Source organism: Streptomyces sp. NPDC051051 (assembly GCF_040682975.1).
Classification (GTDB): Bacteria; Actinomycetota; Actinomycetes; order Streptomycetales; family Streptomycetaceae; genus Streptomyces.
Map to the genome: position 1 here is coordinate 24140 of NZ_JBFBCB010000032.1, position 23955 is coordinate 48094.

At 74.4% G+C, this 23955-nt stretch carries 19 protein-coding genes; 13 read left to right on the forward strand and 6 right to left on the reverse strand.

The window, feature by feature from the left end; translation table 11 throughout:
• Window positions 1-28 precede the first annotated feature (28 nt).
• Genes AB0N31_RS23390 through AB0N31_RS23405 form a run of 4 tightly spaced genes read right to left on the reverse strand, consistent with a single transcriptional unit; the run spans window position 29 to window position 3348 of the window.
• The gene (locus AB0N31_RS23390; RefSeq protein ID WP_366060336.1) at window positions 29-652 is read right to left on the reverse strand and encodes an ATP/GTP-binding protein; all 624 of its coding nucleotides are present in this window, start codon (window positions 650-652) and stop codon (window positions 29-31) included.
• The gene (locus AB0N31_RS23395) at window positions 633-980 is read right to left on the reverse strand and encodes a DUF742 domain-containing protein (protein ID WP_366060337.1); all 348 of its coding nucleotides are present in this window, start codon (window positions 978-980) and stop codon (window positions 633-635) included. Before AB0N31_RS23395 ends, AB0N31_RS23390 begins: the two co-directional genes overlap by 20 nt.
• Window positions 977-1384 carry a roadblock/LC7 domain-containing protein gene (locus AB0N31_RS23400; RefSeq protein ID WP_363086752.1) on the reverse strand — a complete coding sequence of 136 codons (408 nt, stop codon included), beginning with the start codon at window positions 1382-1384 and terminating at the stop codon, window positions 977-979. Before AB0N31_RS23400 ends, AB0N31_RS23395 begins: the two co-directional genes overlap by 4 nt.
• Window positions 1381-3348, reverse strand: a complete 1968-nt coding sequence (locus AB0N31_RS23405) for an ATP-binding protein (RefSeq protein WP_366060338.1) — start codon at window positions 3346-3348, stop codon at window positions 1381-1383. Before AB0N31_RS23405 ends, AB0N31_RS23400 begins: the two co-directional genes overlap by 4 nt.
• Before the next feature lie 281 nt (window positions 3349-3629).
• Between AB0N31_RS23405 and AB0N31_RS23410 the strand changes: the two genes are divergently transcribed.
• Window positions 3630-6581 carry an FAD-binding and (Fe-S)-binding domain-containing protein gene (locus tag AB0N31_RS23410; protein ID WP_366060339.1) on the forward strand — a complete coding sequence of 984 codons (2952 nt, stop codon included), beginning with the start codon at window positions 3630-3632 and terminating at the stop codon, window positions 6579-6581.
• A gap of 126 nt (window positions 6582-6707) precedes the next feature.
• Window positions 6708-7832 (forward strand): peptidoglycan bridge formation glycyltransferase FemA/FemB family protein, encoded by a 1125-nt coding sequence (locus tag AB0N31_RS23415; protein ID WP_366060340.1) that lies wholly within the window; start codon window positions 6708-6710, stop codon window positions 7830-7832.
• A gap of 45 nt (window positions 7833-7877) precedes the next feature.
• Here AB0N31_RS23415 and AB0N31_RS23420 read toward each other — a convergent pair whose 3' ends face one another.
• Window positions 7878-8765, reverse strand: coding sequence for an NAD-dependent epimerase/dehydratase family protein (locus AB0N31_RS23420; RefSeq protein ID WP_366060341.1), 888 nt, complete (start codon window positions 8763-8765; stop codon window positions 7878-7880).
• A gap of 190 nt (window positions 8766-8955) precedes the next feature.
• On the opposite strand from AB0N31_RS23420, the gene AB0N31_RS23425 reads away from it, so the two are divergent.
• The 10 genes from AB0N31_RS23425 (at window position 8956) to AB0N31_RS23470 (ending at window position 21884) form a co-directional block, all read left to right on the forward strand.
• Complete coding sequence (locus AB0N31_RS23425; protein WP_366060342.1) at window positions 8956-10269, forward strand: XRE family transcriptional regulator; 1314 nt, start codon at window positions 8956-8958, stop codon at window positions 10267-10269.
• Between the two features lie 332 nt (window positions 10270-10601).
• Window positions 10602-11507 carry an EamA family transporter gene (locus AB0N31_RS23430; RefSeq protein WP_366060393.1) on the forward strand — a complete coding sequence of 302 codons (906 nt, stop codon included), beginning with the start codon at window positions 10602-10604 and terminating at the stop codon, window positions 11505-11507.
• A gap of 201 nt (window positions 11508-11708) precedes the next feature.
• The gene (locus AB0N31_RS23435) at window positions 11709-12503 is read left to right on the forward strand and encodes a TIGR03084 family metal-binding protein (protein ID WP_366060343.1); all 795 of its coding nucleotides are present in this window, start codon (window positions 11709-11711) and stop codon (window positions 12501-12503) included.
• Window positions 12500-14188 (forward strand): acyclic terpene utilization AtuA family protein, encoded by a 1689-nt coding sequence (locus tag AB0N31_RS23440; RefSeq protein WP_366060344.1) that lies wholly within the window; start codon window positions 12500-12502, stop codon window positions 14186-14188. The genes AB0N31_RS23435 and AB0N31_RS23440 overlap by 4 nt, the downstream gene beginning before the upstream one ends.
• On the forward strand, window positions 14185-15783 hold the full coding sequence (locus tag AB0N31_RS23445; protein WP_366060345.1) for a carboxyl transferase domain-containing protein: 1599 nt from the start codon (window positions 14185-14187) through the stop codon (window positions 15781-15783). Before AB0N31_RS23440 ends, AB0N31_RS23445 begins: the two co-directional genes overlap by 4 nt.
• An 11-nt stretch (window positions 15784-15794) precedes the next feature.
• Window positions 15795-17642, forward strand: coding sequence for a biotin carboxylase N-terminal domain-containing protein (locus tag AB0N31_RS23450; RefSeq protein ID WP_366060346.1), 1848 nt, complete (start codon window positions 15795-15797; stop codon window positions 17640-17642).
• Between the two features lie 78 nt (window positions 17643-17720).
• Entirely contained in the window at window positions 17721-18887 is a 1167-nt protein-coding gene (locus AB0N31_RS23455; RefSeq protein ID WP_366060347.1) for an acyl-CoA dehydrogenase, read from the forward strand.
• A 35-nt stretch (window positions 18888-18922) separates the two neighbouring features.
• Complete coding sequence (locus tag AB0N31_RS23460; RefSeq protein ID WP_366060348.1) at window positions 18923-20527, forward strand: 4-coumarate--CoA ligase family protein; 1605 nt, start codon at window positions 18923-18925, stop codon at window positions 20525-20527.
• Window positions 20524-21285: an enoyl-CoA hydratase family protein gene (locus AB0N31_RS23465; protein ID WP_366060349.1), complete on the forward strand. Its 762-nt coding sequence runs from the start codon at window positions 20524-20526 to the stop codon at window positions 21283-21285. The genes AB0N31_RS23460 and AB0N31_RS23465 overlap by 4 nt, the downstream gene beginning before the upstream one ends.
• Window positions 21273-21884, forward strand: a complete 612-nt coding sequence (locus AB0N31_RS23470; protein ID WP_366060350.1) for a TetR/AcrR family transcriptional regulator — start codon at window positions 21273-21275, stop codon at window positions 21882-21884. Before AB0N31_RS23465 ends, AB0N31_RS23470 begins: the two co-directional genes overlap by 13 nt.
• Window positions 21885-21926: 42 nt before the next feature.
• Here the strand turns inward: AB0N31_RS23470 and pdxH are convergent, their stop codons facing one another.
• Window positions 21927-22556: a pyridoxamine 5'-phosphate oxidase gene (pdxH, locus tag AB0N31_RS23475; RefSeq protein WP_366060394.1), complete on the reverse strand. Its 630-nt coding sequence runs from the start codon at window positions 22554-22556 to the stop codon at window positions 21927-21929.
• 281 nt (window positions 22557-22837) lie between these two features.
• Here pdxH and AB0N31_RS23480 point away from each other — a divergent pair, with 281 nt between their 5' ends.
• Window positions 22838-23947, forward strand: coding sequence for a citrate synthase 2 (locus AB0N31_RS23480; RefSeq protein WP_366060351.1), 1110 nt, complete (start codon window positions 22838-22840; stop codon window positions 23945-23947).
• Window positions 23948-23955 lie beyond the last annotated feature (8 nt).

The window sequence follows — 23955 nt, forward strand, 5'->3', positions numbered from 1 at the left end:
CTGAGGAGGACGGGGGCGGGGGCGGCGGTCACACCAGCTCCTGGGGAAAGGCGGGGGCGGAGTCGGGGGCGGCGTACAGGGCCTGGATGTGCTCCACCAGGGAGATCAGGACCAGCTTGCTGGACGCCCGGGACCGTGCGTCGCAGGTGACCAGCGGCACGTGCGGGTCGAGGTCGAGGGCCTCGCGGACCTGCTCCGGGGCGAAGGCCGGGCCGCCGAAGTCGTTGCAGGCCACGATGAACGGCGTGCCGTGCTTCTCCAGGCGGTCGATGGCGTACCAGGAGTCGTCGATCCGCCGGGTGTCGACGAGCACGACCGCGCCCAGCGTCCCGGAGAACAACCGGTCCCACAGGAACCAGAACCGCTCCTGGCCGGGCGCGCCGAACAGGTACAGCACGTTGTGTTCGTCGAGGGTGATGCGGCCGAAGTCGAAGGCGACGGTGGTCGCGGTCTTGCCGCGCACGCCGCTCAGGTCGTCCACGGACTCGCCGGCCTGGGTCATCGTCTCCTCGGTGTTGAGGGGACGGATCTCGCTGACCGAACGGACCATCGTCGTCTTGCCGGCGCCGAAGCCGCCCACGACCACGATCTTGAGGCCGTTGTCGGCCGACGCGCCGAGTGGCGTGCGCGTCTCAGAGGTTGCGGAGTCCAACGAGCACCTGCTCCAGAATGTCGGGGTCGAGTACGGCGGCCTTGCGGGGGTGACGGGCACTGACCCGGCCCGAGGCGAGCAGGTCGGACAGCAGGATCCTGGTGATGCTCACCGGCAGCCCCAGCTCCGCCGCGATCTCGACGACCGCGGTGGGACGGTCGGTCATCCGCAGGATCGCCGCGTGCTCCGACTGCATGCCCGGCGTCGGATCGCACTCGGCGACGACCAGGGTCACCAGGTCGAAGGGACTGTCCGGGCCGGGCCGGCTGCGTCCGCCGGTGAGCGTGTACAGCCGGTCGGGCGCGTCGTCCCTGCCGGGCCTGCTCATGAGCTGCGCGGCGGGGCGGTCAGGTGCTCCCCGAGCTGCTCGACCAGTTCGCTCATGTTGTGGCCGACGAGGCCGGGGTCCGCGTCCTCGGTGGTGACGACGGCCAGGTGCGCGCCCTCACCGGCCTCCACGATGAACAGCACGCCCCCGTAGAACTCGGTCATCGCCGACCGGACGCCTCCGCTGCCGTCCCCGAACTCCACGGACGCGCCGTGCGACAGCGACTGGATGCCGGCGGCGATCGCCGCGAGCTGGTCGGCCTGGTCGTTGGACAGCTCGGGCGTACGGCACAGCTTCAGGCCGTCACGGGACAGCACGAGCGCGTGCCGAGTGCCCGGCGTGCGCGTCAGCAGGCCCTCTATCAGCCAGGTGAGCTTCTCGTCGGCGGTCGTCGTGCCGGTCATGAGGTGGGATCGCCTTCCAGGTGGTTCTGCGTGTGCGGGGAGCGGGGGGTGGTGGGTACGGGGGTGGTGGGTACGGGGGTGGTGTCGTCGCCCCGGCCGGGCGAGGTGACGTCCGGGTCCGCGGCGGTGTGCGGGGCGTCCGGGTCCGCGGCGGCAGCGGCTTCGGCTGTGCTCCGGGCGGCCGGGGGGCCGGCCGCGTCCTGGGGCGCGGTGGGCGCGGAGCCGCGTACGGCCTGGCGGAAGTCGCTGAAGCGGGAGGCGCGGGCCCGGGTCTCCTCGGCCGTGGGGGCGGGGCGCGGCGTGGCGGTGCGGCTGCCGGACCGGGCGCGCTCGGCCTCGGCGAGGGTGCGGCCGCGCCGGCGGCGGGGCAGCCCGAGCGCCGCCGCGTCCGGGGTGTGGTTTTCGTCCCGGTCCGCGGAGTCGTGCCGGGGCAGCGGGTCGGGGCCCGGGGTGGAGGCGGCCAGTGCGGCGGCGTAGTCGGCCGGGGGAACGGGCTGCGGGGTGTCGGTCGCGCCGGCCGGTGCCGCGGCCGGGCGGTTGCCGCCGCGCCGGGGAAGCCGGTCGGAGGCGTCGGGGGCGGACCTGGGGGCCGGGACGGGGCCGGTGCGCGGTGCGGCGGCCGGGGCGGGCCGGGCCGGGGCGGCCGGAGTGACCGACGGGGCGGACACGGCGGGCGGGACGGGCACGGCGGGCATGCCGGGCGTGCCGTCCTGGGACACGAGGATGTCCTGCGAGATGAGCACCAGCACGCCCGTGCCGCCGCGCGCCGAGGGGCGGTAGGAGACCTTCATGCCGTACCGCCGGGCCAGTCGGCCGACGACGGCGAGACCGAGGCGGGTGCCGGTGAGACCGCCGATCCCGGCCGTCTCGCCCGAGACCGCGGCCTCGGCGCGCCGGAGCTGGGCCTCGCTCATGACGAGGCCGCTGTCCTCGACGGACACGATGACCCCGGCCGGCACCTCCTCCACGTACACGTGGACCTCGGCGGTCGGCGGCGAGAAGTTGGCCGCGTTGTCGAGGAGTTCGGCGAGCGCGTGCATGACGCCCTCGGCGGCGTGCCCGGCGACGGCGGTGTCGCTGGCGGAGTGGACGCGCACGCGCTGGTAGCCGCCGATCCGGCCCATGGCGCCGCGCAGGATCGACTCCATGGCGATGGGCCGGGCCCAGCGGCGGCCGGACCGGGCGCCGGTCAGGACGGCGACCGAGTCGGCGAGCCGGCCGGCCTGGGCGGTGCGGTGGTCGAGGTGGAGGAGGTCGGCGAGAACCTCCTCGTCGGCGTGCTTCTCCTCCATCGCGCGCAGGTCGGCCAGCATGCTGGTGGCCAGGGCCTGCATGCGCCCCGCGGCGTTGGCGGTGGCGGAGAGGGCGGCGGCCCGCGCGCTGGTGGCCTCACGCAGCCGGGCGGCGAGCCGGGCGTTGCCGTCGGTGAGCCGGTCCCGCTCCTCGCCGAGGCGGGCCACCTGCGCGCTGTGCTCGGCGGTGAGCCGGGCCCGCTCGGCGGCGTGCTCCTCGGTGAGGCGGGCCAGTTCCGCCGTGTGCTCGGCCGTGCGGCGGTCGTGCTCGGCGGCCAGGGTCTCGGCGTGCAGGGCGCGTTCCCGCTCCAGCTCGGCCGCCAGCCGGGCCTGCTCCCGGGCCAGGTCTCCGGCCAGCCGTTCGTGCTGACGGCGGGAGTCCTCACCCAGCCGGGCACGTTCCTGGAACAGCCGGCTGAGGTCCTGGTTGGCGGATGCCAGCCGGGCGCGGGCCAGCCGCGCCGTCTGCCTGCCGTGTGCGGCCGCGGTGACGGCCGCGCAGAGCAGCAGGGCGGCCACCACCCCGGTCAGCGCCACGGCTCCGCGCACGGAGGCCGGTGCCAGAGCGGCGGCCACGGCGACCGCGGCCCCGGCCCCGGCCGCGGTGAGCGCGAAGGCGGGCAGCAGGTTGCGAAGGGCGGGGCGGTCGCCTGGGAGGGCGGGGGAGGTCATCAGTCGAATCCTCGGTCGGGTCCGCGGGCGTTCACCGGAGATCCGGGCCGGCCCTCGGGCGATTCCATGAGGTAATCCGGCCTCTACTGGGGGCTAGAGCCGTCACCTGCGCGCAACTGCCGGTCACTATATGCAGGTTCGTGATCACTTTGGGAGGGTCCCGGTCAGGTTCTTGGGAATTGACGTGGCCGAAAAGCGAAGAGCGCGGCCGGGCACCCTCCGGGAGGCACGGGCGCGCGGGCCGGGGGGAGGTTGCCGGTCTCCCGGGGCATCCTGAGGGGATGACCGAGATCGCGGAACTGCGGGCCGCGCTGCGGGCCGCCGTGCGCGGCGAGGTGGCCTTCGACGTCACCTCCCGGGCACTGGTCACCATGGACGCGTCCAACTACCGGCGCGTCCCCCTGGGCGTGGTCGCGCCCCGCGACGCCGACGACGTGGCGGCGGCCCTGGAGGTGTGCCGGGCGCACGGCGTGCCGGTCGTGGCGCGCGGCGGGGGGACGTCGATCGCCGGGCAGGCGACCGGCACCGGCGTGGTGCTGGACTTCACCCGCCACCTGAACCGGCTCGTCCGCCTGGACGCCGACGCCCGTACGGCCGTCGTCCAGCCCGGTCTGGTGCTGGACCGCCTCCAGGAGGCCGCCGCCCCGCACGGACTGCGCTTCGGGCCCGACCCGTCCACGCACAGCCGCTGCACGCTCGGCGGAATGATCGGCAACAACTCCTGCGGCGCCCACTCGGTCGCCTGGGGGACGACCGCGGACCACGTGCGCGAGCTGGACGTCGTCACCGCGCGCGGGCGGCGCCTGCGGCTCGGCCGCGGATGGGCCGGCGCGCCGGACGGACTGCGGGCGCTCGTCGAGGGCGAGCGGGCGCGGCTGCGCACCGGATTCCCCGAGCTGCCCCGCCGTATCTCCGGATACGCGCTGGACGCCCTGCTGCCGGAGCGGGGCGCCGACGTCGCCCGGTCCTTCTGCGGCTCCGAGGGCACCCTGGCCGTGCTCACGGAAGCGGTGGTCGATCTCGTCGAGGCGCCCCGCGCGCACGCGCTCGCGGTGCTCGGCTACGCCGACGAGGGCGCCGCCGCCGAGGCCGCGGCCGCTCTGGTGGCACGCTCGTCCCCCCGCTCGGGCGCGGCCGGGAGCGGGGGACGGCCGCTGACGGTCGAGGGCATGGCCGCCGACCTGGTGCCGGCGGCGGCGGGACTGCCGCGGGGCGGGGCGTGGCTGTTCGTGGAGACGGGCGGCGAGTCGCCCGGTGAGGCACGCGCGCGTGCGGAGGCGATCGCGCGGGCGGCCGACGCCGTGGACACGCTCGTGGTGACGGACGCCGCCGGGCAGCGCGCCCTGTGGCGGATCCGGGAGGACGCCAGCGGTACGGCCACCCGGATGCCCGACGGCACGGAGGCCTGGCCCGGCTGGGAGGACTGCGCGGTGCCGCCGGCCCGGCTCGGCGCGTACCTGCGGGACTTCCGCGCCCTGCTGACCGCGCACGGCCTGCGCGGCGCCCCGTACGGGCACTTCGGGGACGGCTGCGTCCACGTCCGCATCGACTTCGACCTGCTCACCGGGGCGGGCGTCGGCCGCTTCCGCCGTTTCTCGGAGGAACTGGCCGACCTGGTCGTGGCGCACGGCGGCTCGCTGTCCGGGGAGCACGGCGACGGGCAGGCGCGCGCCGAGCTGCTGCCGCGGATGTACGGCGAGGAGATGGTCGCCCTCTTCGAGCGGGCGAAGGCCGTGTGGGACCCCGACGACCTCCTCAACCCCGGGATGCTGGTCCGCCCCGCCCCTCTCGACTCCGGCCTGCGCTTCGCCGTGCTGCCCCGCGAGCCCGTCGACGTGGCCTTCGGCTACCCCGGCGACGGCGGCGACTTCACCGCCGCGGTCCGCCGCTGCGTGGGCGTCGCCGCGTGCCGTACGGCGACGGCGTCCGGGCCCGCCGTGATGTGTCCCTCCTACCGGGCCACCGGCGAGGAACGGCACTCCACGCGCGGGCGGGCCCGGCTGCTGCACGAGATGCTCGCCGGTGAGGTGGTCACCGACGGCTGGCGGTCGGAGGAGGTGCGGGAGGCCCTCGACCTCTGCCTCTCCTGCAAGGGCTGCCGCTCGGACTGCCCGGTCGGGGTCGACATGGCCACGTACAAGGCGGAGTTCCTCCACCACCACTACGCCGGCCGCCGCCGCCCGGCCGCCCACTACGCCATGGGACGCCTGCCGGTCTGGCTGCGCTGGGTGAGCCGTACGCGCACGGCGTCGCTCGTCGGCGCGCTGGCGGCGGTGGGGCCGTTGGCGCGGGCCGCGAAGCGGATCGGGGGGATCGCCGCGGAGCGGGACCTCCCGCGGCCGGCCCGCGAGACGTTCAGCCGGTGGTGGCGGCGGAGGGCGCCCGCGGGCGGCTCCGGGACCAGCGGTGCCTCCGGTCCCCTCGGTGCCTCCGGTCCCCTCGTCGTCCTGTGGCCCGACACCTTCACCGAGCACTTCTCGCCCTCGGTCGGGCGGGCGGCCGTCGGGGTGCTGGAGGCGGCCGGGCTGCGGGTGGCGCTGCCGCCGACCCTGCGGATGCGGGGGCGGCCGGTGGGGGACGGGCGGTCCAGGAGCGCGGCGGTCCTGCTGACGGCCCGCCGCGCGCGGGTCTGCTGCGGGCTGACGTACGTCTCCACCGGGCAGCTCGACCACGCGCGCGTGGTGCTGCGGCGCACCCTCGACCTGATGGAGCCGGTGCTGGCGGCGGACGTGCCGGTCGTCGTGCTGGAGCCGAGCTGCGCCGCGGCCCTGCGGAGCGACCTGCCCGAGCTGCTGCACGACGACCCGCGCGCGGCCCGCCTCGCCGCCCGCGTCCTCACCTTCGCCGAGGCCCTGGAACGGCACGCCCCCCACTGGCGGCCGCCCCGCCTCGACCGTCCCGTCGTCGGCCAGACCCACTGCCACCAGCACGCGGTCCTGGGCGACACGGCCGACCGGCGGCTGCGCGAGGCCGCCGGGCTCGGCGGCGAGCTGAGCGGCGGCTGCTGCGGACTCGCCGGAAACTTCGGCTTCGAGAAGGGCCACTTCGAGGTGTCACGGGCCTGCGCGGAGGAGATGCTCCTGCCGTCCGTGCGGGACGCCGGCCAGGACGCGGTCGTCCTCGCGGACGGCTTCTCCTGCCGGACCCAGCTCGAACAGCTGGCGGGCGTGCGGGGGCGCCACCTCGCGGAGGTCCTGGCGGAGGGGCCGGAGGACCGGCCGGGGGAGCGGTGAGGAGGTGACGGCGCCCGCACGCGCGCGTGCGGGAACGGACACGCCCGCGCCCGGGGTCGCTCGGTCCCCGGCACGGGCGCGGTCGGCTCCTACGCTGGCCGCACAGCCGTCGAAGGAGCCCCGCGCATGAGCCTGCGTGTCCAACCGATCACCCGCGCCGAGCACCTGGCGTTCGTCGCGGACCGCCCCTCCGTCAGTCACCTGCAGACTCCCGCGTGGGGGGACGTGAAACCGGACTGGCGGGCGGAGAGCCTCGGCTGGTTCGACGAGCGCGGGGCGCTGGTGGGGGCGGGGCTGGTGCTGCTGCGGCCGCTGCCGAAGCTGAAGAGGTACCTGGCGTACCTGCCCGAAGGGCCGGTCGTCGACTGGTTCGCGGCGGACCTCGTCGAGCGCTGGCTGGACCCGATGCTCGCCCACCTGAAGGCGCGGGGCGCGTTCTCCGTGAAGATGGGCCCGCCCGTCGTCGTACGCCGCTGGAGCGCCGACGCCGTGAAGGCCGCGATCGCCGATCCGGGTGCCCGGCGGCTGCGGGACGCGGCGCCCACCGTCACCGAGGCGCCCGCCCTCGGCGTCGCCGAGCGGCTGCGCGGCGCCGGCTGGCGGCAGACCGAGCCGGGCGGCGAGGACGGCTTCGCGGCCGGACAGCCGCGGTACGTCTTCCAGGTCCCCTACGCCGGCCGGTCGCTGGAGGACGTCCAGGGCGGCTTCAACCAGCAGTGGCGGCGCAACATCAAGAAGGCGGAGAAGGCGGGCGTCAAGGTCGTCCGCGGCGACCGGACGGATCTCGCGGCCTTCTACGGCCTGTACACCGAGACCGCCGAACGGGACCGGTTCGTCCCGCGCCCCCTGGCCTACTTCGAGCGCATGTGGACCGCGCTCGACGCCGAGCACCCCGACCGCATGCGTCTCTACCTCGCCCACCACGACGGCGAGGTCCTCGCCGCGGCCACCATGATCACCGTCGGCGAGCACGTCTGGTACTCCTACGGCGCCTCGACCGCCCGCAGACGCGAGGTCCAGCCGAACAACGCCCTGCAGTGGCGCATGATGTGCGACGCCCACGAACTGGGCGCCGCCGTCTACGACCTGCGCGGCATCACCGACACCCTGGAGGACGGGAACCACCTCCTCGGCCTCCTGCGCTTCAAGGTGGGCACGGGCGGCGAGGCGGTGGAGTACCTCGGCGAGTGGGACTTCCCGCTGAACCGGATGCTCCACCGGGCGCTGGAGCTGTACATGGCGCGCCGCTGAGGCCGGCGGGACGGGCAGACCTGGTAGCGGTACCGGGCGATCAGTTCAGGCGGCGGCCGGATGCCCGGCGGCCTTGCCGGTGGCGTCCCGTCGCATGGCGGTCATGCCCAGGTCCGCCATGCGGGGCACGAAGGCGACGTCGAGTTCGTCGACTGGGTGGATCAGGCCCCGCTCGCAGGTCTCCGCCAGCCACACCGCGCAGTCGGCGGGGTAGGCGGGGTCGACGCCGATCTCGCCCTTCGGGAGGAACCCGTTGAACGGCGCCCGGATCTGGTGGTGGTTCCAGTAGTTCCAGGCCCGAAGGGCCTTTGCCTGCTCGAAGGCGAGGTAGAGCTGCGGGTAGCGCTGAAGAATGCGCATCTCGCGGAAGATCGTCTGTCCCAGCAGGGACGGCGCCGCCTTGGCAAGGCTGTCGAAGTCCTGGTCGCGGAAGGCGAAGGTGGTCGCGTCCTGACCGGGGGCGAGGTCCTCGCTGAAGCAGGCACCCGCATCCGGCGAACCGTTGCCGACGCCGTAGACGCCGGCCGAGGAGACGAAGACCAGCCTCCTCAACGTGCCGCTGTGCTGGGCCGCTGCATCCAGCACGGTCTGGGTACCGCGGATGTTGGCTTCCAGCGCCGCCGCCGGATTGCGGGGGCACTCCGCGACGTCGGCCAGCGCCCCGGCGTGGATGACGTAATCACTGCGCGACAGCAGGTCGTTCATCAGCGCGGTGTCGGTGATGTCGCCGGCGACGACGTCCGGGTCCCCGGGCGAGATGCCGAACACGGAGGAGCAGACGGAACTGCCGTAGGCGTCCAGTCGGCCCACGGAGAGCGGTTTGGCGCCCAGTGCGCGGAGTTTGTGCACGATGCGGCTGCCGACCAGTCCGAAGCCTCCGGTCACGGTGACGGTGGCGCCGGACAGATCAGCAAAGCGATCCCTGGTGTTCACGCGAGGGCCGGCCCTTCTCGACGGCGCCGCGCGGATGCGCGGCGTCACGCCGTCGAGGACACCACCAGGTCCCGCCGGGCTCCAGGGGATGACTGTGTGGCCGATGTGTGCCCGGCCTCGGTGAAGCCTCCTCAACCCCCTTCCGGGTACGGCATGGTGGAGGGGCGGTGTCAGTGTCAGAGGGGGCGACATGGATCTGGACCGTCATCCGCTGGCGCATCTGCGCCACAGGCACCACTGGTCCGGAGAGGATCTCGCCCGTCTGCTCCGTGCGCAGGCCCACAGGCGTGGCCTGCGCAGCGGTATCGACCGAAACCGGATCTGGCTCTGGGAGACAGGAACCACACCGAGCGAGGAGAGCCAGTTGCTGCTGGCGGAGGTCCTCGATGTTCCGACCGCCGCGATCGAACATCTCCGATGGCCCGACTGGCTGCCCGCCTTCGAACAGCCCGCCCCGTTCAGCCCCTCGGGAAGCCGGGCCGCTCTGAGAGAGGTGCAGATCACCCGCATGGACCGACGATCCTTCCTGGTACTCAGCAGCAGCACCCTCGTCGAGGTCGCTGCCGACTGGGCCCGCATCGAGCCGCGCCACCTGTCCCAGGCCCTGGGCGGACAACGGGTTGACGAGGAACTCCTGAGGTGGCTGGAGCGGCGTTCCGGCGAACTGCGCACCCTTGCCGCCGGGCCGCACCGACAGGTCTCCGGCCTCATCGACGCCCACCTGAACACTGCGATCGACCTGATCACCCAGAACCGTTACAGCTCGGCAATCGGTCGTCGCCTCCACGCCGTGGCCGCCGACCTCGCGCACTGCGCCGCATGGCTGCGCTTTGACGCCGACCGGCACGCCGACGCCCAACGCCACTGGCAGGCCGCCGTCCACGCCGCGCACCAGGCCGGGGACCGCGATCTCGCCGCGGTCGCACTGTCCGACCTCGGATACCAGGCAACCTGGTTGTCCAGGCCCGCCGACGCGATCAGAGTGCTGGAACACGCCCGCTCCCGGACCCGTGCGCCGGCCGCCCGCTCCCTGCTCGACGTACGCCGCGCACGGGCTTGCGCCGTGCTCCAGGATCACACGGCAACCGGGCGTGCCCTGGCGTCCGCCGAGGCCGAGCTGGACCGGATTCGCCCGCAGGACACACCTCCCGTGGTGTCCTGGATGTCGATGGCGGACGTCAACGCCGACGCCGGGCGCTGCTGGCTCGACCTCGGTGACCCCGGTCGCGCAGGCAGGGCGATCGACTCCGGACTGGGCGAGCTCGATCCACGCCGGTCCCGCACCAGAGCGGTGTTCCTGACCTACCGGGCCGAAGGCTCGCTCCATGACCGCGACGCCTCCGCTGCCGCGGCCGATGCCCGCGCCGCTCTCGATTGCGCCCTCGACTCCGGGGCCACTCGCTGCATTGACCTCGCTTCCGCACTCATCCGCCGCCTGGACGACCGGACCGAGCAACCGATGATCGAGCTGCGCGAGTACGCCCGGGAACGACTCGCGGGGTGATCCGACAGCGGCCGGGGGCCGGCCTTGAGCGTCGGCAAACGACGGCACCCCGTCCTGCGGGGAGTCCGGCGCCCGGGCCGCACCTCCCGCGATCCCGTGCTCCCGCGGTGAGTCCGGCGCCCCGGCCGTGCCTCCCGCGGCCCCGTGGACAGCGGCAAATCCCCTTCACACCCCTGACGTGGTCCATTACCCTGGACTGCGCAGTGCATCCTGATGGACGCCCGCCCTGGCGCAGAGCCCACCGAACCCTTGGACCGCCCGTGAGCACCCCCGACACCACCGCGCCGAACCGGCAGCCCGTCACCCCGGCCGGCACGGCCGCCCCGGCGAACCTGGCCGGCCCGGACGGCCCGGACGGCCCGGCTCCGGCGCCCGGCCGGTGGGCCGCCCTCGGCCCCGTCGGGCTGGTGCTCGCCGGAGGGGTGTCCGTCCAGTTCGGCGGCGCGCTCGCGGTGACCCTGATGCCGCGGGCGGGCGCGCTCGGCGTCGTCGCGCTGCGGCTGCTGGTCGCCGCCGTCGTCCTGCTCGCGGTCTGCCGGCCCGGGCTGCGCGGGCACTCCCGTGCCGACTGGGGCACGGTCGTCGCCTTCGGCGTGACCATGGCCGCCATGAACGGCCTCTTCTACCAGTCCGTCGACCGCATCCCTCTCGGTACCGCGGTCACCCTGGAGGTCCTCGGCCCGCTCACCCTCTCCGTCCTGGTCTCGCGGCGCGCCCTGAACCTCGTCTGGGCCGGGCTCGCGCTCGCCGGCGTCTTCCTGCTCGGCGGCGGGGTCCGCGACCTCGACCCGCTGGGCGCCGCGTTCGCGCTGTCGGCGGGCGCGATGTGGGCGGCGTACATCGTCTTCAGCGGCCGTACCGGCCGCCGCTTCCCGCAGGCGGACGGGCTCGCGCTGGCGATGGCGGTGGGCGCGCTGCTGTTCCTGCCCCTGGGCGTCGCCGAGTCGGGCACGAAGCTCCTCGACCCGGTGACCCTCGGCCTGGGCGCGGCGGTGGCGATCCTGTCCTCCGTGCTGCCCTACACCCTGGAACTCCTCGCCCTGCGGCGCATGCCCGCCCCCACCTTCGCGATCATGATGAGCCTGGAGCCGGCCCTCGCGGCGGCCGCCGGCTTCCTCGTCCTCGACCAGGCCCTGTCCACCGTCGAGGCGGCCGCGATCGCCCTGGTCATCGCCGCGAGCATGGGCGCGGTGCGGACCCAGGCGAGGCGGGTGAGGACGGCGGTCCCGGAGGCCTGAGGGGGCCCGCCCGGTCGGCAGGCCCCGCGAGAGGGCCTGCGGGAGTCCCCGCGACCGGGAGACCCCGCGACCGGGAGACCCTGCGCCCGGGAGACCCCGCGACGGGGCCCACGGGGTGTCGGAAAGCCTCTCGGAAAGGCCCCTCGACAAATCATGCAAGCATGCTTGATTGTTTCTGGGGCCGCTGCCATGCTCCTCCCCATGGCCGACCCGACGCCCGTGCTCGACGACCTCCGTGCCGAAAGCGACGAACTCGACCGGCTGGTGGCCGAGTCCGCCCCGGACCGCTGGGCCCTCCCGACGCCCGCCCCCGGCTGGACCGTCGCCCACCAGATCGCCCACCTCGCCTGGACCGACCACTCGGCCCTCCTCGCCGTCACGGACGAGGACGGGTTCCGGGCCCTGGTCGAACAGGCGCTCGCCGCCCCCGACTCCTTCGTCGACCAGGGCGCCGAGGAAGCCGCGGTGCTCCCGCCCGCCGAACTCCTCTCGCGCTGGCGGGCCGGCCGCACCGCCCTCGACGAGGCGCTGCGGGGAGCCCCGCCGGGTGCTCGTTTCCCCTGGTACGGCCCCCCGATGGCGGCCGCCTCCCTCGCCACCGCCCGCCTCATGGAGACCTGGGCCCACGGCCTGGACGTGGCCGACGCCCTCGGCGTCACCCGCGCCCCCACCGACCGCATCCGGCACATCGCCCGGCTCGGCGTCCGCACCCGCGACTTCGCCTTCGCCGTGCACGGGCTGCCCGCACCGGCCGATCCCGTCCGGGTGGAGCTCCTCGGCCCCTCCGGCGAGTCGTGGACCTACGGCCCCGAGGAGGCCGCGCAGCGCGTCACCGGCCCCGCGCTCGACTTCTGCCTGCTGGTCACCCAGCGCGCCCACCGCACCGACCTCGCCCTGCGCGCCGAGGGCCAGGGCGCCGACCGCTGGCTGGACATCGCGCAGGCCTTCGCCGGACCGCCCGGCCCCGGCCGTCCGCCGAAGGAAGCCGTCCGGTGACGGCCCGGCCCCTGCGCGTCGGCAACGCCTCCGGCTTCTACGGCGACCGCTTCGACGCGATGCGCGAGATGCTGACCGGCGGCGAACTGGACGTCCTGACCGGCGACTACCTCGCCGAGCTGACCATGCTGATCCTCGGCCGGGACCGCCTGAAGGACCCCGGTGCCGGGTACGCCCGCACCTTCCTGCGCCAGCTGGAGGAGTCCCTCGGCCTCGCCCATGAACGCGGGGTCAGGATCGTCACCAACGCCGGCGGCCTGAACCCGGCCGGACTCGCCGACGCCGTACGCGCCCTCGCGGAGCGGCTCGGCATCCCCGTACGGGTCGCGCACGTCGAGGGGGACGACCTCGGACCCCGCCACCCCGGCAGCCTCACCGCCCACGCCTACCTCGGCGGCTTCGGCATCGCCGCCTGCCTGCGGGCGGGCGCGGACGTCGTGGTGACCGGGCGGGTGACGGACGCGGCCCTGGTCACCGGGCCCGCCGCCGCCCACTTCGGCTGGGGGCCCACCGACCACGACCGGCTCGCGGGGGCCGTCGTCGCCGGGCACGTCCTGGAGTGCGGGACGCAGGCCACCGGCGGCAACTACGCCTTCTTCGGCGAGGGCGGCCGCGACGTCCGCAGGCCCGGCTTCCCGCTCGCCGAACTGCACGCCGACGGCAGCAGCGTGATCACCAAGCATCCGGGCACGGGCGGCTTCGTCGACGTCGGGACGGTCACCGCCCAGCTGCTCTACGAGACGGGCGGCGCCCGCTACGCCGGACCGGACGTCACCGCCCGGCTGGACACCGTACGGCTCGTGCAGGACGGCCCCGACCGCGTCCGGATCGACGGCGTGCGCGGCGAGGCGCCGCCCCCGGACCTCAAGGTGGGCCGCACCCGGCTCGGCGGGTTCCGCAACGAGGTCGTCTTCGTGCTGACCGGCCTCGACATCGAGGCCAAGGCGGCGCTGGTGCGGGAACAGATGGCGGAGGCGTTCGCCAAGTCGGCCCCGGACGAGGTCCGCTGGGACCTCGTGCGCACCGACCGCGCCGACGCGGGCACCGAGGAGACGGCGAGCGCGCTGCTGCGGCTCGTCGTGCGCGACCCGGACCAGGCCGCCGTCGGGCGGGCGCTGAGCGGCGCGGCCGTCGAACTGGCGCTGGCCAGCTATCCGGGCTTCCACGTCCTCGCCCCGCCCGGCAAGGGCGCCCCCTACGGGGTGTTCGAGGCCGCGTACGTCCCGCAGGGGGAGGTGGACCACACCGCCGTCCTCGCCGACGGGCGCCGCGTCCCGGTGCCGGCGCCGGCCGACACCCTGGCCCTGGACGACGTGCCGCAGCCGGCGCCGCCCGGACCGCCGCCCGACGGGCCCGTGCGCCGGGCGCCGCTCGGGCGCGTCGCCGGAGCCCGCAGCGGTGACAAGGGCGGGGACGCCAACGTGGGCGTGTGGGTGCGGTCGGAGGCGGCCTGGCGGTGGCTCGCCCACACGCTGACCGTCGACCGGTTCCGCGAACTGATCCCCGAGAGCGCCGGGTCGCGCGTGACCCGGCACGTCCTGCCCGGGCTGCGCGCCCTCAACTTCGTCGTCGAGGGCCTCCTCGGCGCCGGGGTCGCCTCCCAGCACCGCTTCGACCCGCAGGCCAAGGCGCTCGGCGAATGGCTGCGCTCCCGCCACCTGGACATACCGGAGGACCTGCTGTGACCGTCCTGCCGTCGACGCTGGACCCCCACGGACCCGACCACCGGGCCCGCCGCGACAGCATGCTCGCCAAACTGGCCGCCCTCGACGAGGAGCACGCGAAGGCGCTGGCGGGCGGCGGCGAGAAGTACGTCGCCCGGCACCGGGGCCGCGGCAAGCTGCTGGCCCGCGAGCGCGTCGAACTGCTCCTCGACCCCGACACCCCGTTCCTGGAGCTGTCGCCGCTGGCGGCCTGGGGCAGCGAGTACACGGTCGGCGCCTCCCTCGTCACCGGCATCGGGGTCGTCGAGGGCGTGGAGTGTCTGATCACCGCCAACGACCCGACCGTGCGCGGCGGCGCCAGCAACCCGTGGTCGCTGAAGAAGGCCCTGCGCGCCAACGACATCGCGCTCGCCAACCGGCTGCCCGTGATCAGCCTGGTGGAGTCCGGCGGGGCCGACCTGCCCTCGCAGAAGGAGATCTTCATCCCCGGCGGCGCGATCTTCCGGGACCTGACCCGGCTGTCCGCGGCCGGCATCCCGACCGTCGCCGTCGTCTTCGGCAACTCCACGGCCGGGGGCGCGTACGTCCCCGGCATGTCCGACCACGTCGTCATGGTCAAGGAGCGGGCGAAGGTGTTCCTCGGCGGGCCGCCGCTGGTCAAGATGGCGACCGGCGAGGAGAGCGACGACGAGTCGCTCGGCGGCGCGGAGATGCACGCGCGCGTGTCCGGCCTCGCCGACCACTTCGCCGTCGACGAACCGGACGCCCTGCGCCAGGCCCGGCGGATCGTCGCCCGCCTCAACCACCGCAAGGCGCACCAGGACCCGGGACCGGCCGAGCCGCCGAAGTACGACCCGGAGGAACTCCTCGGGATCGTGCCGGGCGACCTCAAGGTGCCCTTCGACCCGCGCGAGGTGATCGCCCGGATCGTCGACGCCTCCGACTTCGACGAGTTCAAGCCGCTGTACGGGACGAGCCTGGTCACCGGCTGGGCGAGCCTGCACGGCTACCCGGTCGGCATCCTCGCCAACGCCCAGGGCGTGCTGTTCAGCGCCGAGTCCCAGAAGGCCGCCCAGTTCATCCAGCTCGCCAACCAGCGCGACATCCCGCTGGTCTTCCTGCACAACACCACCGGCTACATGGTCGGCAGGGAGTACGAGCAGGGCGGCATCATCAAGCACGGCTCGATGATGATCAACGCGGTGTCCAACTCGAGGGTCCCGCACCTGTCCGTCCTCATGGGCGCCTCCTACGGCGCCGGCCACTACGGCATGTGCGGGCGCGCCTACGACCCCCGCTTCCTGTTCGCCTGGCCCAGCGCCAAGTCGGCCGTCATGGGCCCGCAGCAGCTCGCCGGGGTGCTCTCCATCGTCGCCCGCCAGTCGGCCGCCGCGAAGGGCCTGCCCTACGACGAGGACGGCGACGCCGCGCTGCGCGCGATGGTCGAGCAGCAGATCGAGTCCGAGTCGCTGCCCATGTTCCTGTCCGGGCGGCTGTACGACGACGGTGTCATCGACCCGCGCGACACCCGCACCGTCCTCGGCCTGTGCCTGTCGGCCGTCCACACCGCCCCCTTCGAGGGCGCGCGGGGCGGCTTCGGCGTCTTCCGGATGTGAGGGACCTTCCAGTGATCACTTCTGTGCTCGTCGCCAACCGCGGCGAGATCGCCTGCCGCATCTTCCGCACCTGCCGCGCGTCGGGGATCCGGACGGTCGCCGTGCACTCGGACGCCGACGAGAGGGCCCTCCACGCGCGCGTGGCCGACACCGCCGTACGGCTGCCCGGCGACACGCCCGCGGAGACGTACCTGCGGGCCGATCTGATCGTGAAGGCGGCCGTCGCCGCGGGCGCGGACGCCGTGCACCCCGGCTACGGCTTCCTCTCCGAGAACGCCGGCTTCGCGCGCGCCGTCCTGGACGCGGGCCTCGTCTGGATCGGGCCGCCGCCCGAGGCGATCGAGGCGATGGCGTCCAAGACCCGGGCGAAGGCCCTCATGGGGCTCGCCCCGCTGAACGCCGACGAGGTGACCGAGTCCGACCTGCCGGTCCTGGTGAAGGCCGCCGCGGGCGGCGGCGGGCGCGGCATGCGCGTCGTACGGCGCCTGGCGGAGCTGACGTCGGCGCTGGAGGGCGCGCGCGCCGAGGCCGCGAGCGCCTTCGGCGACGGCGAGGTCTTCGTCGAGCCCTACGTGGAGAACGGCCGCCACGTCGAGGTGCAGATCCTCGCCGACACGCACGGCACGGTCTGGGCGCTCGGCACCCGCGACTGCTCCCTCCAGCGCCGCCACCAGAAGGTCGTCGAGGAGGCCCCGGCACCCGGCCTCCCCGGGGACCTGGTGAACGAGCTGCACGCGCTGGCCGTGCGGGCCGCGCGCGCCGTGGACTACACCGGCGCCGGGACCGTCGAGTTCCTCGTCGCCGACGGCCGCGCCCACTTCCTGGAGATGAACACCCGCCTCCAGGTCGAACACCCCGTCACCGAGGCCGTCTTCGGCATCGACCTGGTGGCCGAGCAGATCCGCGTCGCGGAGGGCCACGCCCTGCCCGCCGAGCCGCCGCCCGCGCGCGGCCACGCCGTCGAGGCCCGCCTCTACGCCGAGGACCCGGCGGCCGGCTGGACCCCGCAGACCGGCACCCTGCACCGACTCGCCGTCCCCGAGGGCGTCCGGCTCGACACCGGCTTCGGCGACGGCGACACCATCGGCGTCCACTACGACCCCATGCTCGCCAAGGTCGTCGCCCACGCCCCCACGCGCGCGGAGGCCGTCCGCTCCCTCGCGGGCGCCCTGGAGCGGGCGGCCGTCCACGGCCCGGTCACCAACCGCGACCTCCTCGTCGCCTCCCTGCGCCACGAGGAGTTCACCTCCGGCCGCATGGACACCGGCTTCTACGACCGCCACCTCGCGGCCCTCACCGCACCGGCCCCCGACCCCTACGCCCCGCTGGCGGCGGCCCTCGCCGAGGCGCACGGCCGCTCCCGCTTCGGCGGCTGGCGCAACCTGCCCTCCCAGCCGCGGACCCGGCGCTACCTCATGGCGGGCGAGGAACACGAGGCCCGCTACCACCACACCCGCACCGGCCTCACGGCGGACGGCGTGCACGTCGTCCACGCCGACGCGTCCCTCGTCGTGCTGGAGGTGAACGGCGTACGGCGCAGGTTCCGGGTGGCCCGGTACGGCGACCGCGTCCACGTGAACGCCACCGCCCTCACCGCCCTGCCCCGCTTCCCCGAGCCCGAGGACCAGCGCGCCCCCGGTTCCCTGCTGGCACCGATGCCCGGCACGGTCGTCAAGATCGCGGACGGTCTCGTCACCGGATCGGGTGTCCGGGCGGGCGAACCGATCGTGTGGCTCGAAGCGATGAAGATGCAACACGTCATCTCGGCGCCGGCGGCGGGGACGCTGACGGAGCTGCCGGTGACGACGGGACAGCAGGTGCAGGTCGGCACCCTGCTGGCGGTAGTGCAGACGACCTAGCGGGCGGGGCCGTACCGACACGCGGCTCCGCCGCGTGGGCGCCCCCGCCATCCACGACCCGCACGCGAAGGAGCCACCGTGACCACCCTCATCGAGTCCGACGAGCACAAGGCACTGCGGGCGGCGGTGTCCGCCTTCGGCAGCCGCTACGGCCGCGACTACCTCGCCACGATCGTGGCGGAGGGCCGCTACCCCGCGGACCTCTGGCGGGAGGCCGCCAAGCTCGGCTACATCGGCGTCAACCTTCCCGAGGAGTACGGAGGGGGCGGCGGCGGCATCGCCGAACTCTCCCTCGTCCTGGAGGAACTCGGCGCCACGGGATCCCCCCTGCTGATGATGATCGTCAGCCCCGCCATCTGCGGCACGGTGATCTCCCGCTTCGGCACGGACGCCCAGAAGCGGGAATGGCTCCCCGCCCTCGCCGACGGCTCCCGCCTCATGGCCTTCGGCATCACCGAGCCCGACGCCGGCTCCAACAGCCACCGCATCACCACCACCGCCCGCCGCGACGAGGCGAGCGGCGACTGGCTGCTGACCGGCCGCAAGGTCTTCGTCTCCGGCGTGGACATCGCCGACGCCACCCTCATCGTCGGCAGGACGGCGGACTCCCGCACCGGCCGCCTCAAGCCCTGCCTGTTCATCGTCCCGCGCGACGCCCCCGGCTTCACCCGGCGGCCCATCGACATGGAACTGCACGGCGCGGAGAAGCAGTTCGAACTGGTCCTGGACGACGTACGGCTGCCCGCCGAGGCGCTCGTCGGCGACGAGGACGCAGGACTGCTCCAACTGTTCGCCGGCCTCAACCCGGAGCGCATCATGACGGCCGCCTTCGCGATCGGCATGGGCCGCCACGCCCTCGGCAAGGCGATCGCGTACGCCCGCGAGCGCACCGTCTGGAAGACCCCCATCGGCGCCCACCAGGCCATCGCGCACCCCCTCGCCCAGGCCCACATCGACCTGGAACTGGCCCGCCTGATGATGCAGAAGGCGGCCCGTCTGTACGACGCCGGGGACGACGTCGGCGCGGGCGAGGCCGCCAACATGGCGAAGTACGCCGCCGGGGAGGCCTGCGTGCGGGCCGTCGACCAGGCGGTGCACACCCTCGGCGGCAACGGGCTCACCCGCGAGTTCGGCCTCGCCTCGCTGATAACGGCCTCGCGCGTGGCTCGTATCGCCCCCGTGAGCCGGGAGATGATTCTCAACTACGTCTCCCACCAGACCCTGGGCCTGCCCAAGTCGTACTGACCGCGCGGCCAGCCGCCGGTCAGCGAGGAGGAACCATGTTCCGCAGCGCGTACGCAGACGTCCCGCCCGTAGAACTGCCCATCCACGAGGCCGTGCTGGGCCGTGCCGCCGAATTCGGCGACCTGCCCGCCCTCGTCGACGGCACCGACGGCACCACCCTCACCTACGAGCAGGTGGACCGGTTCCACCGGCGGATCGCCGCCGCCCTCGCCGAGGCCGGTGTCCGCAAGGGCGACGTACTCGCCCTGCACAGTCCCAACACGGTCGCCTTCCCCATCGCGTTCTACGCCGCCACGCGCGCGGGGGCCACCGTCACCACCGTGCACCCGCTCGCCACCGCCGAGGAGTTCGCCAAGCAGCTCGGCGACGCGGCGGCCCGCTGGATCGTCACCGTCTCCCCGCTGCTGGAGACGGCCCGCCGGGCGGCCGAACTGGCGGGCGGCGTCCAGGAGATCTTCGTCTGCGACAGCGCGCCCGGCCACCGCTCGCTCATCGACATGCTCGGGTCCGCCGCCCCCGAGCCGCAGGTCGCCATCGACCCCGTCGAGGACGTCGCGGCCCTGCCCTACTCCTCGGGCACCACGGGCGTCCCCAAGGGCGTGATGCTCACGCACCGGCAGATCGCCACCAACCTCGCCCAGCTCGAACCGGCGATCACGGCGGGCCCCGGCGACCGCATCCTCGCGGTGCTGCCTTTCTTCCACATCTACGGCCTCACGGCTCTCATGAACGCGCCGCTGCGCAAGGGCGCCACCGTCGTCGTCCTGCCCCGCTTCGACCTGGAGACGTTCCTCGCGGCCATCCAGAACCACCGCATCACCGGCCTGTACGTGGCCCCGCCGATCGTCCTCGCCCTCGCCAAGCACCCGGCGGTCGCCCAGTACGACCTGTCGTCCCTGCGGTACGTCATCAGCGCCGCCGCCCCCCTGGACGCCGGCCTCGCCGCCGCCTGCGCCGCCCGCCTGAACCTGCCGCCCGTCGGCCAGGCCTACGGCATGACGGAACTGTCCCCCGGCACCCACGTCGTCCCCCTGGACGCCATGCACGAGGCGCCCGCCGGCACGGTCGGCAGGCTCGTCGCCGGCACCGAGATGCGCATCGTCTCCCTCGACGACCCCGACAAGGACCTCGGCGTCGGCGAAGCCGGCGAGATCCTCATCCGCGGCCCCCAGGTCATGAAGGGCTACCTGGGCCGCCCCGACGCCACCGCAGCCATGATCGACGCCGACGGCTGGCTGCACACCGGCGACATCGGCCGCGTCGACGGTGGGGGCGCCTCCCGCTCGGGCGAAGCCGAGAGTGGGGGAGGCTGGCTGTTCGTCGTCGACCGGGTCAAGGAACTCATCAAGTACAAGGGCTTCCAGGTGGCCCCCGCCGAACTGGAGGCCCTGCTCCTCACCCACCCCGGCATCGCCGACGCCGCCGTCGTCGGCGAGTACGACGACGACGGCAACGAGGTGCCGCACGCGTACGTGGTCCGCCGGCCGACCGCCCCCGACCTCTCCGGGGGCGAGGTCGCCCTGTACGTCGCCGAACGCGTCGCCCCGTACAAACGCGTCCGCCTCGTCACCTTCGTCGACGCCGTCCCCCGGGCCGCCTCGGGGAAGATCCTGCGCCGCGAACTGAGGAAGCGCCCATGACCGCACCGGAGGAAGCACCCGTGACCGCGCCGATCGGCCGCGCCCGCGACCGCGGCGTCGAGACACTCAGCCTCGACGCCGCCGACACCCGCAACGCCCTCTCCGCCGCCCTCGTCGCGGAACTCGCCGACGCGCTCGCCGGCTGCGCCGCGGACCCCGGGGTCCGCGCGGTCGTCCTCACCCACACCGGCGGCACCTTCTGCGCAGGCGCCGACCTGCGCGACCCGCCCGACCCGGACGCCTTCGTCGCCCTGCTGCGGCAGCTCGTCGAGCTGCCCAAGCCGGTCGTCGCCCGCGTCACCGGACACGTCCGCGCCGGAGGCCTCGGCCTCCTCGCCGCCTGCGACGTCACCGCCGCCTCCACCGCCTCGACGTTCGCCTTCACCGAGGTGCGCATCGGGGTGGCCCCGGCCGTCATCTCCCTGCCGCTCCTCCCGCGCACCGACCCCCGGGCCCTCTCCCGCTACTACCTCACCGGCGAACGCTTCGACGCCCTCGAGGCGGCCCGCATCGGCCTGCTCACCGCGGCCGCCGACGACGTCGACGCCGTGCTCGCCCCTGTCCTCGACGGCCTGCGCAAGGCCGCACCCCAGGGCCTGGCCGAGGCGAAACGGCTGCTCACGGTTAGGGTGCTGGAGGCGTTCGAGCGGGACGCGGCCGCACTCACCGCGCTCTCCGCCCGCCTGTTCGCCTCCCCGCAGGCCCGCGAGGGAATGACGGCCTTTCTCGAACGACGGGAACCCGCATGGGTGTTGTGAGCCCGGTCGACCGCGACCGCGCCCCCAAGCAGGACCGCAGCCGGGCCACCCGGCAGCGGCTCCTGGAAGCCGCCGTGGCCTGCCTCGCCGAACGCGGCTGGGCGGGCTCCACGGTCTCCGTCGTCGCGGAACGGGCGGGTGTCTCCCGCGGCGCCGCCCAGCACCACTTCCCCACCCGCGAGGACCTCTTCACCGCCGCCGTCGAATACGTCGCCGAGGAACGCTCCCTCGCCCTGCGCGCCCTGTTCCCGCAGGGCGCGGCGGGCGACCGGCGCGCCGTCGTGTCCGCCCTCGTCGACCTCTACACCGGCCCCCTCTTCCGGGCCGCCCTGCACCTGTGGGTCGCCGCCTCCAACGAGGAGCAGCTCCGCTCGCGCGTCACGGAACTCGAGGCCCGCGTCGGCCGCGAGACCCACCGCATAGCCGTCGACCTGCTCGGCGCCGACGAGTCCGGGCCCGGCGTCCGCGAGACCGTCCAGGGCCTGCTCGACATGGCCCGCGGCCTCGGCCTCGCGAACCTCCTCACCGACGACGGCCCCCGCCGCGACCGGGTCGTCACGCAGTGGGCGGCCCTGCTGGAACAGAACCTCGGCCGGTGAGCGACCGGTTCCGGGCGATCGTGCGGACGAGGCGGTCAGCCCTCACGGGCTGAGCCGCTCCACCCGCCAGCCGCCGTCCGTCTCCGCCACGTAACGCAGGCGGTCGTGCAGCCGGTTCTCCCGGCCCTGCCAGAACTCCACCGACTCCGGCACCACCCGGAAACCGCCCCAGTGCGGCGGCACCGGCACCTGCTCGCCCTCCGGGTAGCGGGCCGCCAGCTCGGCATAGGAGGCGTCGAGATCGTCGCGGGACGTGATCACCGCGGACTGCACGCTCGCCCACGCGCCGAGCTGGGAGCCGTGCGGCCGGGTCCGGAAGTACGCCGCCGTCTCGTCCCGCCCGGTGCGCCGGGCCGCACCCCGCACGATGACCTGCCGGGCCACCGGATGCCACGGGAACAGCAGGCTGACGTGCGGGTTCTCCGCGAGGTCGCGGCCCTTGCGGGAGTCGTAGTTCGTGTAGAAGACGAAGCCGTGCGCGTCGAAGTGCTTCAGCAGCACCGTGCGGGAGGAGGGCCGCCCCTCGGCGTCCGCCGTGGAGACGACCATGGCGTTGGGCTCGAACAGGTGCGCCTCCGCCGCGGCCTGCCTGAACCAGCGCGCGAACTGCTCCACGGGAGTGGCGGCCAGATCGGCCTCGTCGAGGCCCTCCGCCCGGTACTGCTTGCGCATGGAGGCGGGATCGGGAGAAACGGTTTCTGCGTGTTCCACGCCGTCATCTTGCCGCACCGGAGCCGCCGGCAGCAGCGCCTCCCGCCCACCCGAAGGTGGCACTGAGTGCCGCGACATCTCCCCAAAGGTGGCACTCGGCGTTATGGTGCTTGTGCCATCCCGGTTGCGTGACCGCCGAGTGCGCGGGGCATCACCGGAGTGACCGCCCAGGACCGCGAGTCCCCGCACGGACCGTGGATCCACCGGCGCCACCTGTCGCACACATCACGAGGAGCCGCCTGATGTCCGACTTCGTACCCGGACTCGAAGGAGTCGTCGCGTTCGAGACGGAGATCGCCGAACCGGACAAGGAGGGCGGCGCACTCCGGTACCGGGGCGTCGACATCGAGGACCTGGTCGGCCACGTCTCCTTCGGCAACGTGTGGGGCCTGCTCGTCGACGGCGCCTTCAACCCCGGACTGCCGCCCGCCGAGCCGTTCCCCATCCCCGTCCACTCCGGCGACATCCGCGTCGACGTCCAGTCCGCGCTCGCCATGCTCGCCCCCGTCTGGGGCCTCAAACCACTCCTCGACATCGACGCCGAGCAGGCTCGCGAGGACCTCGCCCGCGCCGCCGTCATGGCGCTGTCCTACGTCGCCCAGTCCGCCCGCGGACAGGGCCGCCCCATGGTCCCGCAGAGCGAGATCGACAAGGCCCGGTCCGTCGTCGAGCGGTTCATGATCCGCTGGCGCGGCGAGCCCGACCCCAAGCACGTCGCCGCGGTCGACGCCTACTGGACCTCCGCCGCCGAGCACGGCATGAACGCCTCCACCTTCACCGCCCGCGTCATCGCCTCCACCGGCGCGGACGTCGCCGCCGCCCTCTCCGGCGCGGTCGGGGCCATGTCCGGCCCGCTGCACGGCGGCGCCCCCTCGCGCGTCCTCGGCATGATCGAGGAGATCGAGCGCACCGGCGACGCCGAGGCCTACGTCAAGCAGGCCCTCGACAAGGGCGAACGCCTGATGGGCTTCGGCCACCGCGTCTACCGCGCCGAGGACCCCCGCGCCCGCGTGCTGCGCCGTACCGCCCGCGAGCTGGGCGCGCCGCGCTTCGAGATCGCCGAGGCCCTGGAGAAGGCCGCCCTCGCCGAACTCCACGCCCGTCGCCCCGACCGGGTCCTGGCGACCAACGTGGAGTTCTGGGCGGCCATCGTCCTCGACTTCGCCGAGGTCCCCGCCCACATGTTCACGTCGATGTTCACGTGCGCCCGCACCGCCGGCTGGTCGGCGCACATCCTGGAGCAGAAGCGCACCGGCCGCCTCGTCCGCCCCTCCGCCCGCTACACCGGCCCCGGCTCCCGCGGCCCCCGGGAGATCGAGGGATACGCAGACATCGCTGACATCGCCCACTGAGCCGGCCG